Annotated in this window: 12 protein-coding genes; 9 read left to right on the forward strand and 3 right to left on the reverse strand. The window is 70.1% G+C overall.

Going from position 1 to position 14613, the window contains the following annotated elements:
* Nucleotides 1–41: 41 nt before the first annotated feature.
* The 3 genes from IEX47_RS01370 to IEX47_RS18045 form a co-directional block, all read right to left on the reverse strand.
* Complete coding sequence (locus IEX47_RS01370; protein WP_188782136.1) at nt 42–905, reverse strand: universal stress protein; 864 nt, start codon at nt 903–905, stop codon at nt 42–44.
* Between the two features lies 1 nt (nt 906).
* On the reverse strand, nt 907–1362 hold the full coding sequence (locus tag IEX47_RS01375; protein WP_188782138.1) for an Hsp20/alpha crystallin family protein: 456 nt from the start codon (nt 1360–1362) through the stop codon (nt 907–909).
* A gap of 112 nt (nt 1363–1474) precedes the next feature.
* Nucleotides 1475–2695, reverse strand: coding sequence for an LCP family protein (locus IEX47_RS18045; RefSeq protein WP_188782140.1), 1221 nt, complete (start codon nt 2693–2695; stop codon nt 1475–1477).
* A gap of 26 nt (nt 2696–2721) precedes the next feature.
* Between IEX47_RS18045 and IEX47_RS01385 the strand changes: the two genes are divergently transcribed.
* The 9 genes from IEX47_RS01385 to IEX47_RS01425 all read left to right on the forward strand — a co-directional run bounded on the left by IEX47_RS01385 (nt 2722) and on the right by IEX47_RS01425 (nt 14613).
* Entirely contained in the window at nt 2722–3231 is a 510-nt protein-coding gene (locus IEX47_RS01385) for an acyl-CoA thioesterase (RefSeq protein WP_188782142.1), read from the forward strand.
* 86 nt (nt 3232–3317) lie between these two features.
* The gene (locus IEX47_RS01390; protein ID WP_188782144.1) at nt 3318–4781 is read left to right on the forward strand and encodes an LCP family protein; all 1464 of its coding nucleotides are present in this window, start codon (nt 3318–3320) and stop codon (nt 4779–4781) included.
* 18 nt (nt 4782–4799) lie between these two features.
* Nucleotides 4800–5732, forward strand: coding sequence for a glycosyltransferase family 2 protein (locus IEX47_RS01395; RefSeq protein WP_188782146.1), 933 nt, complete (start codon nt 4800–4802; stop codon nt 5730–5732).
* Nucleotides 5729–6658: a glycosyltransferase family 2 protein gene (locus tag IEX47_RS01400; RefSeq protein WP_188782148.1), complete on the forward strand. Its 930-nt coding sequence runs from the start codon at nt 5729–5731 to the stop codon at nt 6656–6658. Before IEX47_RS01395 ends, IEX47_RS01400 begins: the two co-directional genes overlap by 4 nt.
* 49 nt (nt 6659–6707) lie before the next feature.
* Complete coding sequence (gene glf, locus IEX47_RS01405; protein ID WP_229662530.1) at nt 6708–7895, forward strand: UDP-galactopyranose mutase; 1188 nt, start codon at nt 6708–6710, stop codon at nt 7893–7895.
* Nucleotides 7892–9865 (forward strand): glycosyltransferase, encoded by a 1974-nt coding sequence (locus tag IEX47_RS01410; RefSeq protein WP_188782150.1) that lies wholly within the window; start codon nt 7892–7894, stop codon nt 9863–9865. The genes glf and IEX47_RS01410 overlap by 4 nt, the downstream gene beginning before the upstream one ends.
* Entirely contained in the window at nt 9862–10737 is an 876-nt protein-coding gene (locus tag IEX47_RS01415) for an ABC transporter permease (RefSeq protein ID WP_229662531.1), read from the forward strand. The genes IEX47_RS01410 and IEX47_RS01415 overlap by 4 nt, the downstream gene beginning before the upstream one ends.
* 52 nt (nt 10738–10789) lie before the next feature.
* A complete protein-coding gene (locus tag IEX47_RS01420) occupies nt 10790–11572 on the forward strand; it encodes an ABC transporter ATP-binding protein (RefSeq protein ID WP_188782153.1) in 783 nt (260 codons plus the stop codon).
* Nucleotides 11573–11790: 218 nt separating this feature from the next.
* Complete coding sequence (locus IEX47_RS01425) at nt 11791–14613, forward strand: FG-GAP-like repeat-containing protein (RefSeq protein ID WP_188782156.1); 2823 nt, start codon at nt 11791–11793, stop codon at nt 14611–14613.

Genomic DNA, 14613 nt, shown 5'->3' on the forward strand with positions numbered 1-14613 from the left:
CGAAGGTGGCCGGCCCTCAGCTGTTCGCGAACGTTCCGGCCTCACGGGGCCGAGGCGCCCTGGGGAACGACGGCGACCGGGACGTTGGCGTGGTGCAGCACCGCACGCCGTACCGACCCCAGGCCCCGGTGTCGCCGCCCCACCACGAGGAGCCGCGCCTGCGCGCCGCGGTAGAGCAGCACGTCAGCCGGGTGACCGGCCTCCTCGACCACGCGGACCTTCAGGTCCGGACGGTGCTCCTGTTCGGCCGCCACCGCGTCGCGGACCCGGGAGTCCAGGCCCGGCGCGGGTGGCACCTGGCGTATGCCGAGGCCCTCGCGGTCCCAGGCGAGGACCGGAGAGGTGTCCACGGCGTGCACGACCTCGAGCGGCGAGCGGGTGCGGGTCGCCTCTGCGAAGGCCCAGTGCAGTACGGCGTGATCGCCTGCCTGGTCCGCCGCAAGACCGACGACGACGGGGTCGTTGTCCGGGTGGGCCTCCGCCGTCCAGCGTGCCGGGACCACCACCACCGGTCGGGGGGCGTGGCCGGTGAGCGCACTCGAGACCGAGCCCAGGAGGGCCCGTCCGAAGCCACCGAGCCCGCGCGAGCCGACCACCGTGCCGACCGCATCCACCGATGCGGCGGTCAGGCACTCGACAGCGTTGCCGAAGGCGACGTTCGCGCTCACCTCGAGCGAGGGGTGGGCGTTCCGGACCGACCGGGCGAGCTCGCCGAGCAGGCTCTCCTCGGGATCGTCCGGCGCGGCGACGTACGGCGGCAGGGTGCCGGCTCCCTGGACGACGGCCAGCAGCTCGAGACGAGCGCCGAGACCGGCTGCCCACCGCGACGCGTAGTCGACGGCTGGTGCGTTCTCGCGCGAGCCGTCGACCCCGACCACGACGCAGCGGCGTCCCGAGGTCGGCATCTCAGGCCGTCGCTGTCGCCGCGGTCCCCGCCGTCGGGGCCTCCGCCGTCGGGGCCTCGGCACCGGCACGTTGCACGGGGACGACGATGCTCGTCGGCGCCTGGAGCATCGGCAGGGTCACCTCGAGCACGCCGGCGTCGTACGTCGCGGTGATGTCGTGCTCCTCGCAGTTGAGCGGGAGCCGGAGGCTGCGTGCGAAGGAGCCGTAACGGAACTCGCTGCGGCCGTGCTCGTGCCGGGTCTCCTGACGCCGGCCGCGGATGGTCAGGAGGTCCCCGTCGATCCGGACGTCGATGTCACTGTCCGGGTCGACTCCGGGCAGCTCGGCGCGGACGACGTAGTGGCCGTCGTGGACGAACTCCTCCACCCGGATCGGGGCGGTCTCGTCGGCGTGCCCGGATTCCTCGAAGCGGGACAGGAGGTCCCCGAAGGTCGTCGCTCGGGTGGGTGTGGTCATCGCTCTGCTCCTCTCGGCGACCGGTGACGTGCGTCGCCGGTTCCTCCACCCTGCGTCCGGCAGACGCCCGCAGTGGAGGGCCGAAGGTCGGAGGACCGCGGGCCCAGGGGCGCTAGCGGGCGAGGCCGGACTCCGTGCAGAGCCCCCTGCCGACGTCGCCGGTGCGGTCCTGGCGGATCAGCCGGAACATCCGCCGCGAGCGGTCGGTGTCCCAGTGGACGGCGAGGTCGGAGATGGGGACGCCGCAGCTCAGGTCCGGGCTGGTCATCGCGAGCGCGAAGCGGCCCAGCGCCCAGGCCGAGGTGCCGTCGGAGACGGTCAGCGTCGAGGCACCCGCGTGGGTGAGCTGCCAGTAGCGGACCGGGTTGATGACCGACCAGGGCGAGACGGCCTTCTTGCCGACCGCGTTGACGACCTCGCGCTGGTGCCGGGCGCGGTCGAGGTCGCCGAGCCGCTGGGCGTGGCGCGAGCGGGAGTAGGCGAGGGCGGTGAGGCCGTCGACCTCCTGGCAGCCCTTCTTGATGTGCAGCCGCGCGTCGCGGTCGTCCATCCGCTTGTCGGGACAGATCTCGATGCCCCCGACGGCGTCCACCACGTCGACGAAGCCGCCGAAGCCGATCTGGATGACGTCGTCGATGCGGATCCCGGTGTCCTGCTCGATCGTCTGCACGAGGAGCTTCGGGCCGCCGTACGCGTAGGCGGCGTTGATCTTGGTGGTGCCGTGGCCCGGCACCGCGACGAGGGAGTCGCGCGGGATCGACATCAGCAGGTCGGGCCCGGAGCCGATGTGGAGCAGCATGATGCTGTCGGTGCGCGCGCTGGAGCGGTCGCCGGCGCGGATCGCGCGCTTCTGCGCCTCGGTCAGCCCATCGGCCTTGTCCGACCCGAGCACGAGGTACGTCGTGCCCGGCTGCGCGGCGGGCCGGTCACCCGCGGGGAACGCGGCCACGTGCTCGATCTTCTGCATCGCGAGCAGCGGTGTCACCACGAGGAAGGCGATCCACAGGACCAGCAGTGCCAGGATCCGGCGCTTCCACGAGCCGCCCGAGCGCGGCGGCCGCGAGGGCCGCGCGGGAGGAGCGGTGGGGCGGCGCGGCGGGGCCGGGGGAGCAGGGGGCTCGTAGGCGGTGGGCCGTGAAGGGGCGGTGCGGGGGCGCTGGCGCCCGGTGCCCTCCGGCGGCAGGACGACCGGCATCACGCGGGTCTCGTCGGACTGCGGGAGGGGGCGCTTCTGTCCTCCGCCCACGTCGGTGGCACGGGTATCGTCGGGGTCGCCGTAGAGCCAGCGGTACTCCGGCGTGCCCGGCTGGGGAGGATCGCGCCGCTCTGCCATGGCCCCAGACGCTACCGTGCGGTCCCATGAACGAGCTTCACCTGGGGACCCTGCCCGCGTCGTACTCCCGCGTCGAGCTGGCGATGGTCATGGAGCGCACGCGCGCCAACCTCCACGGCAACGTCCACGGCGGCGAGATCATGAAGCTGGTCGACTCCACGGCGGGTGCGGTCGCGCAGCGGCACAGCGGCGGCCTGGCCGTGACCGCCGCGATGGACGAGATGGCCTTCCTCCGCCCCGTGCACGTCGGCGACATCCTGCGGACGTTCGCCCAGGTCAACTGGGCCGGCTCGTCGTCGATGGAGATCGGCGTCCGGGTCGAGGCCGAGCCGTGGGACGACCCGAGCACCCCGCTGCACGTCGCCTCGGCGTACCTCGTCTTCGTGGCGGTCGACGGCAACGGGCGCGCCCGCAAGATCCCCGGTCTCGGGCCCGAGACCCCCGACGAGGTACGCCGCCAGCGCGAGGCCGAGATCCGGCGCGCACACCGGCTCTCCGCGAAGGCCGAGATCCTGAAGTCGCGCGACGGCTCGTGAGCACCACGGCGCGGCGCGCCGTCTGTGACAGGTGTGACTGGTGATACTTGGCGGCAACTTCCCCTGCCGATGAGAAAGGCCGTCCGATGCCGCCCGTCCTTCCCCCCGGGTCGCACCTGAGCAGCCGCGAGCACGAGCGCGCGGCGCGGATCCGCTTCCGCCGCGCGATCACGCTCATGCTGATGACGCTGGTCCTGCCCGGCTCGGCCCAGCTCGTCGCGGGCAACCGCAAGGTCGGCCGGATCGCGCTGCGGATCGTGCTGCTCCTGGCCGGCTTCGGCCTCCTCCTCGGGCTCGTCGGCCTCCTCTGGCACGGCCTCCTCTTCTGGCTTGCCACGAGGACGTGGGCGCTGGCCCTCCTGCGCCTCGGCCTGATCGTCGGCGCCGTCTCCTGGTTCCTCCTGCTCGTCGACGCCTGGCGCCTCGGCCAGCCGCTCACCCTGGTGAAGAACCACCGCCTCGCGATGACCGGCCTCAACGCGGTGCTCACCTTCGCGGTCGCGGGCACCCTGCTCTTCAGCGCCCACCTCGTCGGCGCCAGCCGCATCGCGCTGCTCAACGCCTCCGGCCACGGTGGCGACGGCACCGCCAACGACGGCCGCTACAACGTGCTGCTGCTCGGCGGCGACTCCGGTGCCAGCCGCTGGGGCATGCGCCCCGACTCCCTGCAGGTCGCCAGCGTCGACGCCGAGACCGGTCGCACCGTCCTGATCGGCCTGCCGCGCAACATGGAGAACTTCCACTTCGCGCCCGGCTCCGTCATGGACAAGGCCTTCCCCGACGGCTTCGACTGCGACGGCTGCTACCTCAACGGCGTCTCGACCTGGGCGGGCGACCACACCAGCCTCTTCCCGGGTTCCAAGGACCCCGGCATCGACGCGACCGTCCAGGCGGTCGAGGGCATCACCGGCCTCAAGATCAACTACTGGGCGATGGTCAACCTCCAGGGCTTCCGCGACGTGGTCAACGCCGTCGGCGGTGTGAAGCTCCACGTGCGCGAGCCGATCCCGGTCGGCCTCCCCGGTGACAGCTTCTACACGCACCTCAAGACCGGCTACTACAAGCTCAACGGCTTCGAGGCGCTCTGGTACGCCCGGGCCCGCCACGACTCCGACGACTACTCCCGCATGGCGCGCCAGAAGTGCATGATCAACGCCCTCGCGCAGCAGGTCAGCCCCACGACGGTGGTCCGCAAGCTCGGCGCGATCAGCGAGGCGACGAGCGGCCTGATCAAGTCCAACATCCCGTCGGGCGACTTCGGCAAGCTCGTGCCGCTGGCGATGAAGGCGCGCTCGCAGAAGATCTCGACGCTCTCGCTCGTCCCGCCGCTGGTCAAGGACACCGCCCACCCGGACATGGCCTTCATCCAGTCGAAGGTGAAGCACGCGATCGACAAGGCCGAGGGCAAGGCCGGCAAGCCGTCGGGCAAGACCGTCGTCCCGTCGACCACGGCGGCGCCCAACGGCGAGACCCAGCGCGGCGGCTCGATCGGCACCCGCGAGACGGGCTACGCCGCCAACGAGAGCACCGACCTCTCGTCGGCGTGCTGACGCCCTAGGGTGTACGCCGTGACGCCGACGCCCGCCGCCCCCCGCATCGTGGCGGTCGTCGTCACCTACAACCGTGTGGCGCTCCTGCAGCGGCTCGTGCCGCGCCTGCGGAGCATCGCCGGGCTCGACCAGATCATCGTGGTCGACAACGCCTCCACGGACGGCACGCCGGAGTGGCTCGCGTCCGCCGCGCAGGAGCCCGGCACCCTCCTCCATGCGCACCTGATGACGAGCAACACCGGGGGAGCGGGCGGCTTCCACGACGGGCTGCAGGCCGCGATCGAGGGCACCGACGCCGACCTGGTCTGGCTGATGGACGATGACGGCCTGCCCGACCCCGACTGCCTGGCGACCCTCCTGGAGCACCGCGACCTCGACTTCTGGGGCCCCGTCGTGGTCGACGAGGACGACCCGCAGCGGCTGGTCTTCCCGATCCGCCTGCCCGGCGGCACCTCGGTGGCGCACGACCGGGCGGCCGTCTCCCGCGCCGCGCGCGACGGCCTGCTCGACGACATCGTCATCCCCTTCAACGGCATCCTCGTCACCCGCGCCCTCGTCGAGAAGATCGGCTACCCGCGCGCCGAGTTCTTCATCTGGGGCGACGACCACGAGTACCGCCTGCGTGCGGAGAAAGCCGGGGCCCGCATCGCCACCGTCACCGACGCCGTCGTCCGCCACCCGTCGGTGGGAGAGCTGGGCACGCCCATGGCGTTCGGCCGCACGACGTACAACCACACGCCCAGCGACCTCAAGCACTACTGCATGGCCCGCAACAACGTGGTCAACCTCCGCGACTACCGCGGCTGGCTGTTCGTGCTCGCCTTCGTGCTCAAGACGGTGTGGTTCTACGCGTTCACCCGGCCGAGCCTGCAGCGTCTCCGGCTCAGCGCCGAGGGCATCGCCGCCGGCGTGCGCGACGACTTCACGGGCCACCTGAGGTTCCTCGCGTGAGCGGCCAGCGCGAGAGCGTCGCGGTCGTCGTCGTCACCTTCAACCGCTCGGCGATGCTGCCCGGCATGCTCGACGGGCTCGCGGCGCAGACCCGGCCGGCCGACGCGATCATCGTCATCGACAACGCCAGCACCGACGACACCCGCGCCGTCCTCGACGCGCGCACGGACCTCCCGCTGCAGGTCACCACGACCGGCGCCAACCTCGGCGGCGCGGGCGGCTTCCACCTCGGCATGCTGCAGGCGTACGACGCGGGCCACGACCGCATCCTGCTCATGGACGACGACGTGGTGCCGGCTCCCGACTTCCTCGAGGTCATGGTCGCCCACGAGGGCCCGTGCCAGATGGCGGTCCGCGAGGACCTGCAGGGGCGGCTCGTCGAGAAGGCGGCGGTCCGCTTCGATCTCGACAACCCGCTCGCGATCAAGCCGAAGACGGCGAGCGTCGACTCGACGTACGCCTCGCGCGCGGAGATGCCGGCAGAGGTGCTGGTGGAGAACGTCGCCTTCGAGGGGTTCATGGTCCGCCGCGACGTGATCGCGGCGATCGGCCTGCCGGACCCGTCGTTCTTCATCTTCTACGACGACGTCGACTTCGCGATCCGGGCCCGCAACGCGGGCTACCCGATCGTCTGCCTCCGCGACGCCGTGCTGGTGCGCCAGCTCGACTTCAACCAGCAGCACGACCTCAGCAGCTGGAAGGGGTTCTACATGTACCGGAACCTCTTCGTCGTCCACTTCCGTTACGGCACGAACGTGCTGGTCCGGCTCAAGCCGTGGCTGATCGTGCTCATGGTCGTGCTGCTCAGCCCGCTGCGCGGAGGCCGCGGCGAAGCAGCCAACGTGATCAAGGCCATCCGGTCGGCGCGGGAGATGCGTCACCTCGACCCCGCGTCGTCCCCGTCCGCCCTGCCTTCGCCTCGCTAGACTCACGCCCGATCGGCGTGCGCCTGCGCCGACGAACCCCAGGAGAATCGTGACCCAGCCTGATCTCGTCGTTGTCGGCTCCGGCTTCTTCGGACTGACGCTCGCGGAGCGGTGCGCCGCCGAGCTCGACCTCAAGGTGCTCATCCTCGAGCGGCGCTCCCACCTGGGTGGCAACGCCTACTCGGAGTTCGACGAGGAGACCGGCATCGAGGTGCACAAGTACGGCACGCACCTCTTCCACACCTCCAACGAGAAGGTCTGGGAGTACGTCAACCGGTTCACGACGTTCACCAACTACCAGCACCGGGTCTTCGGCAAGTACAAGGGGCAGGTCTACTCCCTGCCGATGAACCTCGCGCTGATCAACCAGTTCTTCGGCAAGAGCCACACCCCCGACGAGGCGCGTGCGCTGATCGCGGAGCAGTCCTCCGAGATCGACACCAAGGACGCGAAGAACCTCGAGGAGAAGGCGATCTCCCTGATCGGCCGCCCGCTCTACGAGGCGTTCATCAAGGGCTACACCGCGAAGCAGTGGCAGACGGACCCGACGGAGCTGAGCGCCGACATCATCACGCGCCTCCCGGTCCGCTACACCTTCGACAACCGCTACTTCAACGACAAGTACGAAGGCCTCCCGACCGACGGCTACACGGCCTGGCTGGCGCGGATGGCCGACCACCCCAACATCGAGGTCCGCCTCGACACCGACTTCCTGGCCGACGGCGTCGCCGAGGAGTTCAAGGGCAAGGTCCCGGTCGTCTACACCGGTCCCGTCGACGAGTACTTCGACAACTGCGAGGGCCGCCTCTCCTGGCGCACGGTCGACCTGAAGCAGGAGACGCTCGACGTCGACGACTACCAGGGCACCGGCGTGGTCAACGCCAACGACCCCGAGGTGCCGTTCACGCGTGAGCTCGAGTTCAAGCACCTCCACCCCGAGCGCGCTGCGTCGTACAAGAAGGGGCGGACGATCGTCGTCCGGGAGTTCTCGCGCTTCGCGGAGGAGGGCGACGAGCCCTACTACCCGATCAACACCGCCGAGGACCGCGAGAAGCTGCTGAAGTACCGCGACCTCGCGGAGAAGGAGCCGATGGTCCTCTTCGGCGGCCGCCTCGGCACCTACAAGTACCTCGACATGCACATGGCGATCGCCTCGGCGCTGTCGATGTACGAGAACAAGATCAAGCCGCACTTCGCCGACGGCGCCGAGCTCAAGAGTGGCGGTGTCGACGCATGAGCCGCCGGCTGCTGATGCGGCAGGTCATGCCGCTGGACCGTGACCTCGAGGTCATGTCGCTCTACGTCGACCTCGAGGACGCCCGCCTCGACGAGGACAAGTATGTCGTCGGCGGCAACTCCGGCGCGAAGGCGCTCAACGCCGCACAGATCCGCCAGGCGACCGGCACCGGCCGCCGCGTCGCGGTCGAGCAGCTCGTCGACCGCACGACGTTCAAGGTGCTGCCGGGGCAGAGCGTGTCGTTCGGCTCGATGTTCAACGGCTTCCCCGCGTCGTACTGGCGCCGCTACACGATCGTCGAGCAGGTCCGCCTCGAGGTCACGCTCGAGGGTCGCGACGGACACGTCGTCGTCTACAAGTCGCTCGCCAACGGCAACAGCCAGCGCGTCGACAGCGCGGTCGTCGAGGGCGACGGCGCGGAGTCCTTCACGTTCGACCTGCCGCTCAACTCGTTCGTCGACGGTGGCTGGCTCTGGTACGACGTGATCGCCGCCGACGCGCCCGTCACCGTCTCGGCGCAGTGGACCGCGGAGGTGCCCGAGGACCGTGCCGCGCACGGCACCGTCGACATGGCGATCACGACGATGAACCGCCCGGACTGGTGCGCCAAGCTCCTCCAGCAGCTCGGCGACCCCGACCTGACCGGCTACCTCGACACCGTCTTCGTGATGGAGCAGGGGACGAAGCTGGTCGTCGACGACGCGGAGTACCCGGCTGCGGAGAAGGCGCTCGGCGACAAGCTCCGGATCATCCAGCAGGGCAACCTGGGTGGCTCGGGCGGTTATGCCCGCGGCCAGCTGGAGTCGGTGCGCAAGGGCACCGCGACGTACGCCCTGATGATGGACGACGACGTCATCTGCGAGCCCGAGGGCATCATCCGCCAGGTGACGTTCGGCGACCTCGCCCGGCGCCCCACGATCGTCGGCGGCATGATGTTCAACATCTACTCGCGCTCGCGGCTGCACAGCTTCGGCGAGATCGTCCAGCCGTGGCGCTTCCTCTGGATGACGCCGCCGGACGCCTACATGCAGTGGGACTTCTCGACGCGCAACATCCGCTCCGCCCGGTGGCTGCACAAGCGCTGGGACGTCGACTTCACGGGCTGGTTCTCCTGCCTGATCCCGCGTGTGGTCATCGAGGAGATCGGCCTCTCCCTGCCGGTCTTCATCAAGTGGGACGACTCCGAGTACGGCCTGCGCGCCCGCGCTGCCGGCTACCCGACGGTGACCCTGCCGGGTGCGGCGGTCTGGCACGTGCCGTGGACGGACAAGAACGACGCGCTCGACTGGCAGTCGTACTTCCACCACCGCAACCGCCTCATCGCGGCGCTGCTCCACTCCCCGTTCAAGCGGGGTGGGCGGCTGCTGCGCGAGAGCCTCAACAACCAGATCGCGCACATCGTCGCGATGCAGTACTCCACCGCGGAGCTGCGGCTCCAGGCGATGGAGGACATCCTGCAGGGCCCCCAGCACCTCCACGAGATGCTGCCCACGCGCCTGGCGGAGGTCAACGCGCTGCGCAAGCAGTTCTCCGACGCCGTCCTCGTGCCCGACCGCGACGAGCTCCCGCCGGTGAAGCGCGCGAAGCTCTCCAAGGGCAAGAGCATCTCCGAGGTGCCCAGCCGCAAGTCGCAGCTGCTCTCGGCGGCGAAGGCGCCGCTGCGCCAGCTCCGTCCGCCGCGCGACCTGTCGCGTGAGTACCCGGAGGCGGAGATCCCCGCGCTCGACGCGAAGTGGTACCAGCTGGCGAAGTACGACTCCGCGATCGTGTCGATGAACGACGGCACCTCGGCGGCCCTCTACCGCCGTGACCCCGAGCTCTTCCGCGACCAGATGAAGCGCACGATCGCGCTGCACGAGCGGTTCCGTCGCGAGTGGCCCGAGCTGGCCCAGGCCTACCGGGCGCAGCTCCACGAGATCACCTCGCAGGAAGCATGGGCGCGCACCTTCGGCATCGAGGAGAGCTCGTGAACCCCGACTACGCGAGCCTGCCGCTCGTCGACCCGGCGGGGGAGTCCGGCCTGCTCGCGGTCGGCAAGAAGCAGTACCTCCTGCGCCTGCTCGTGCTGCGCGAGCTCACCGCGCGCTACTCCGGCTCCTTCCTCGGCCTGCTCTGGAGCTACTTCAACCCGCTGACCCAGCTCTTCATCTACTGGTTCATCATGGGCCGGGTCATGGGCATGGCCGGGCGCACCGAGAACTTCGCGATCTACGTCTTCTGCGGCCTGATCGCCGTGCACTTCTTCACCGAGACCTTCAACGCCGGCACGCGCTCGATCATGCGCAACAAGGCGTTCGTGAAGAAGATGGCGCTGCCGCTGGAGATGTTCCCGGTCTCCTCGGTGCTCGTCTCGCTCTTCAACGCCGGGCCGGGCCTGCTGATCCTGATCGCTGTCTGCCTGATGAAGGGCTGGCGCCCGGACCTCGTCGGTGTGGGCTGCTTCCTCCTCGCGACGCTGATCATGGTCACGGTCGGCACCGGCTTCGCGCTGATGTTCAGCGTCGCCAACGTGCTGTGGCGCGACACCGGTCAGGTGGTCGGCATCCTCACCAACCTCGTCCGCTTCGCCGTGCCGATGATGTACCCCTACACCCGGATCACGCGGTCGATCCCGGAGTACGTCGAGTACTACCTGCTCAACCCGATCGCCGACGTGGTGCTCCTCTTCCACCGTGCCTTCTGGCTCGACACCACGGCGGACGAGTCGGTGATCGCCCGCGAGCACTTCCCGGACCACCTGGCGCTCCACGGCCTGGTCGCCCTCGGCATCGGCATCGTCATCCTGGTGATCGGCCAGTTCGTCTTCAGTGGGCTCTCCCGCCGTGTCCCGGAGCGTGTGTGATGCGCACCCCAACGAACTGCTCGCTTCGCTCCTACTTCGCCGGGGACCCCGCATGACGACCGCCATCCAGATCGACCACGTGTCGAAGCAGTTCACGCTCAACTACCACCGCACCATGAAGCAGATGGCGGTGGCGGCGGCGAAGGGCAACAAGGTCCGCGACAAGTTCCTGGCGCTCGACGACGTCAGCTTCGAGGTGAAGCAGGGCGAGGCCATCGGCCTGATGGGCCTCAACGGCTCGGGCAAGAGCACGCTGCTCAAGCTCGTGCAGGGCGTCATGCGGCCCGACGGCGGCACGATCCGCACCCGTGGCCGCATCGCCGGCCTGATCGCGACCGGAGCGGGCTTCCACCCGCAGCTCTCCGGCCGCGAGAACATCTTCCTCAACGCTGCGGTCTTCGGCATGAGCGAGGCGGAGACGAAGCGGAAGCTCGACTCCATCATCGACTTCGCCGACATCGGCAAGCAGATCGACACAGAGGTCGGCTTCTACAGCTCCGGCATGAACGCCCGCCTCGGCTTCGCGATCGCGATCCACGTCGACTCCGACATCTTCCTGGCCGACGAGGTCCTGGCCGTGGGCGACAAGCCCTTCCGCAAGAAGTGCATGGACAAGATCCAGGAGATCCGCGACGAGGGCCGCACGCTCTTCTACGTCAGCCACTCGGTGGGCTCGGTGCGCCGGGCCTGCAACCGCGTCGTGGTCCTCGAGAAGGGCCGCCTCGGCTTCGACGGCGAGGTCGAGGACGGCATCCGCTACGTCCAGTACGACAGCGACGACTCCGACGAGCTCGGCGACAGCGACGGTGACGACGACCTCGGCGCCGACATCTGACACGCCCTGCCTGCTGCTCCCCATCGTCCGTGACGGTGGGGAGCTGCTGCATTTCCCGGCGGGGGAGCAGGGCGGAAGATTTGACATTTCCGTGATCGACCGGCGTGTCGACTGGAAATTACAGGTTTGTAGTTACTCACGAACTCTTCCGTAACCCCTGTGACTGTTGTGAAACTGGGGGCTCCTGTGACACTTCCCCGCACTGGAGAGTCCCCCACATGCGCCTCACCAAGACCCGTTTCGTCACCGTCTGCCAGCAGGCGCTGATCGTCGGCACCGCGTTCGCGGTGCTCGGCCCCGCCGCCGACGTCATCTCCCTCGACGTCGTCGGGCAGCCCGGTGACGTCGCGCAGTACGGCGGGTCCGCGCCCCGGCCGACGAAGGCCCCGGCGCCCACACCCTCGACGGCGCCGACGGCGGCGGTGGAGAAGGCTCCGGTGGACCCGACGATCAGGTCCACGCCGGTCGACGAGAAGGCCACGGCGCCGGCCGACGTCGACGTACCTCGTGGGGGCAAGGTCGTGGAGACCGCCCCGCAGAAGGTCGACGGGTTCGGCACGGTGGGCGTCACCTGGAAGCCGGGGACGCAGATCGACGAGTCCGACATCGCCGTCCAGGCGCGCACGTTCGACAACGGCTCCTGGTCGGGCTGGAGCACGGTGCACTACGAGGACGCGGAGGGCCCCGACGCGGGCAGCCCGGACGCGCTCCACGCACGCCCCGGCACGGACCCGCTCATCGTCGGTGCGGTCGACAAGGTGCAGACCCGGGTGGTGACGGCTCCGGGCGTGGACCCCGCTGACCTGCAGATGGCCGTCGTGGCCCCCGGTGAGAGCTCCGGCACGAAGCAGGACGCGCCCGCGATCGCCGGGTCGCCGTCCGGCTCGCCGTCGGAGGGCAGCTCCTCCGCGACCCTCTCGACGGACCAGGGCGCCGTCGCGCTGCAGGCAGCGACGACGACCACGGTCGCGCGCCCGACGATCTACTCCCGCGCCCAGTGGGGTGCTGATGAGTCGTGGCGCCGTGCGGCCCCGCTCTACGGCCACATCGCGGCGGGCTTCATCCACCACACGGTCAACGCCAACAACTACACGGCCGACCAGGTCCCGGGCATCATCCGGAGCATCTACGCGTACCACGTGAAGACCAAGGGCTGGAACGACATCGGCTACAACTTCCTGGTCGACCGGTTCGGCCGGATCTGGGAGGGCCGCTACGGCGGCGTGGACAAGGACGTCGTCCCGGCGGCCACCCAGGGCTACAACTCCTACTCGTTCGCCGCCTCGGCGATCGGCAACTACGAGGAGGTCCAGCCGTCGGCCGCGACCGTCGACGCCTACGCCCGGCTGTACGCGTGGAAGCTGTCGCTCAAGGGCATCGCTGCCGACGACACCAGCCAGTACGTCGGCTCCAAGTACTTCCAGGCGATCAACGGCCACCGCGACGCCGGCCAGACGGCCTGCCCGGGCAAGTACCTCTACGCGAAGATCCCGAGCATCCGCACCGCTGCGCGCAACTACCAGCTCACCGGTACGACGCCGACCCCCGTGGCCGGCACCCCGCGCGTGCCGAACCTCGTGGGTGCGGCGTACCCGGACCTGGTCGCGCGTCGCGCCTCCGACGGCGCCGCAGTGGTCCTGCCCACCGGCGGCCTGCTCGGCTTCTCCGCGCCCGTCACCAAGGGCACCGGCTGGTCGAAGTACGACGTCAAGGTGATCTCGCCCGACCTCAACGGTGACGGCATCTCGGACATGCTGGTCCGCTACGCCAGCACCGGTCTCGCCGGTGTGCGCCCGGGTCGCGGTGACGGCACCTTCGCGCGCGGCATCAAGGGCCTGCAGTCCTTCGTCGGCTACGACCTGGTCACGCCCGTGGGCCGTTTCGACGGTGACCGCAAGGGCGACATCGTCGGCCGCAAGCGAGCGACCGGCAACCTCGTCCTCTTCCGCGGCAACGGCGCGGGCGAGTTCACCAAGTCGCTGCTCGCCACCGGCTTCGGTGCCGCCACCAAGGTGGTCGCCACCGGCGACATCACCGGCGACGGCAAGGCGGACCTGCTGGTCCGCGACGCGAGCGGCCGCCTCACGCGCTACAACGGCGACGGCGCCGGCCACGTCGGTGCGGGCACCGTGATCCCGGGAGGCTGGAGCTTCCCGGTCGTCACCGGCTACGGCGACCTCACGGGCGACGGGATCGGCGACCTGCTGGTCCGCGACAGCGCAGGTGCGGTGCTGGTCGCGCCGGGCAACGGCGTGGGCTCGTTCACCAAGCTGATCCCGGCAGACGGCAGTCTCGCCGGCCTCGCTGCGGTCTCGGTCGCGCCGGTCCTCGGCTCCGCGCAGCCGGACGCGGTCGGCTTCTCCGGCGACTCGCTCGTCGTGGTGCCGCACAACGGGCGGTTCAACGTCGCCCCTCCGGTCCCGGCCGGCGTGAGCTTCAAGAACGCCAACAAGGTCCTCAACGTCGGCGACTGGGACGGCGACGGCAAGGGCGACGTGATCACTCGCCAGACCAACGGCTATCTCGTCCTCTACCGCGGCACGGGCACCGGCACGCTGCAGCCCGGCGTCGTCATCGACACGCGCGACTTCAACACCGTCAGCATGCTGACGGCGGCCGGCGACGTGAACGGCGATGGCAAGCCCGACCTCACGGGCAACAAGACCGGCCGCCTGGTCATCTTCCCCGGACACGGCAACGCGGCCCTGGGTACGTACACCGTCCTCAACCCGACGCTGACCGGCACGGGCCTGGTCGACCTCGGCCGCTGGGACACCGGCGGGACGCTCGACACCGGCGTCCTCACCAGTACCGCGCTGGGCTGGCTCCCGAGCAACACCGGCACGCCGAAGGCGCTCTCCGCAGACCTGAGCGGGCTGACTGGCATCTTCGGCGCCGGCGACGTCACCGGCGACGGGCGCCGCGACATCGTGGGCCGTACGTCGAACGGCCGGCTCTGGCTGCTCGCGGGCACGTCGACGGGCTTCGCGCCGCGTCGTTACCTCGCCACGGGCTACGAGGGCTACGACCTGCTGGGCTGA

The organism is Nocardioides phosphati (assembly GCF_014646375.1).
Taxonomy (GTDB): Bacteria; Actinomycetota; Actinomycetes; order Propionibacteriales; family Nocardioidaceae; genus Nocardioides; species Nocardioides phosphati.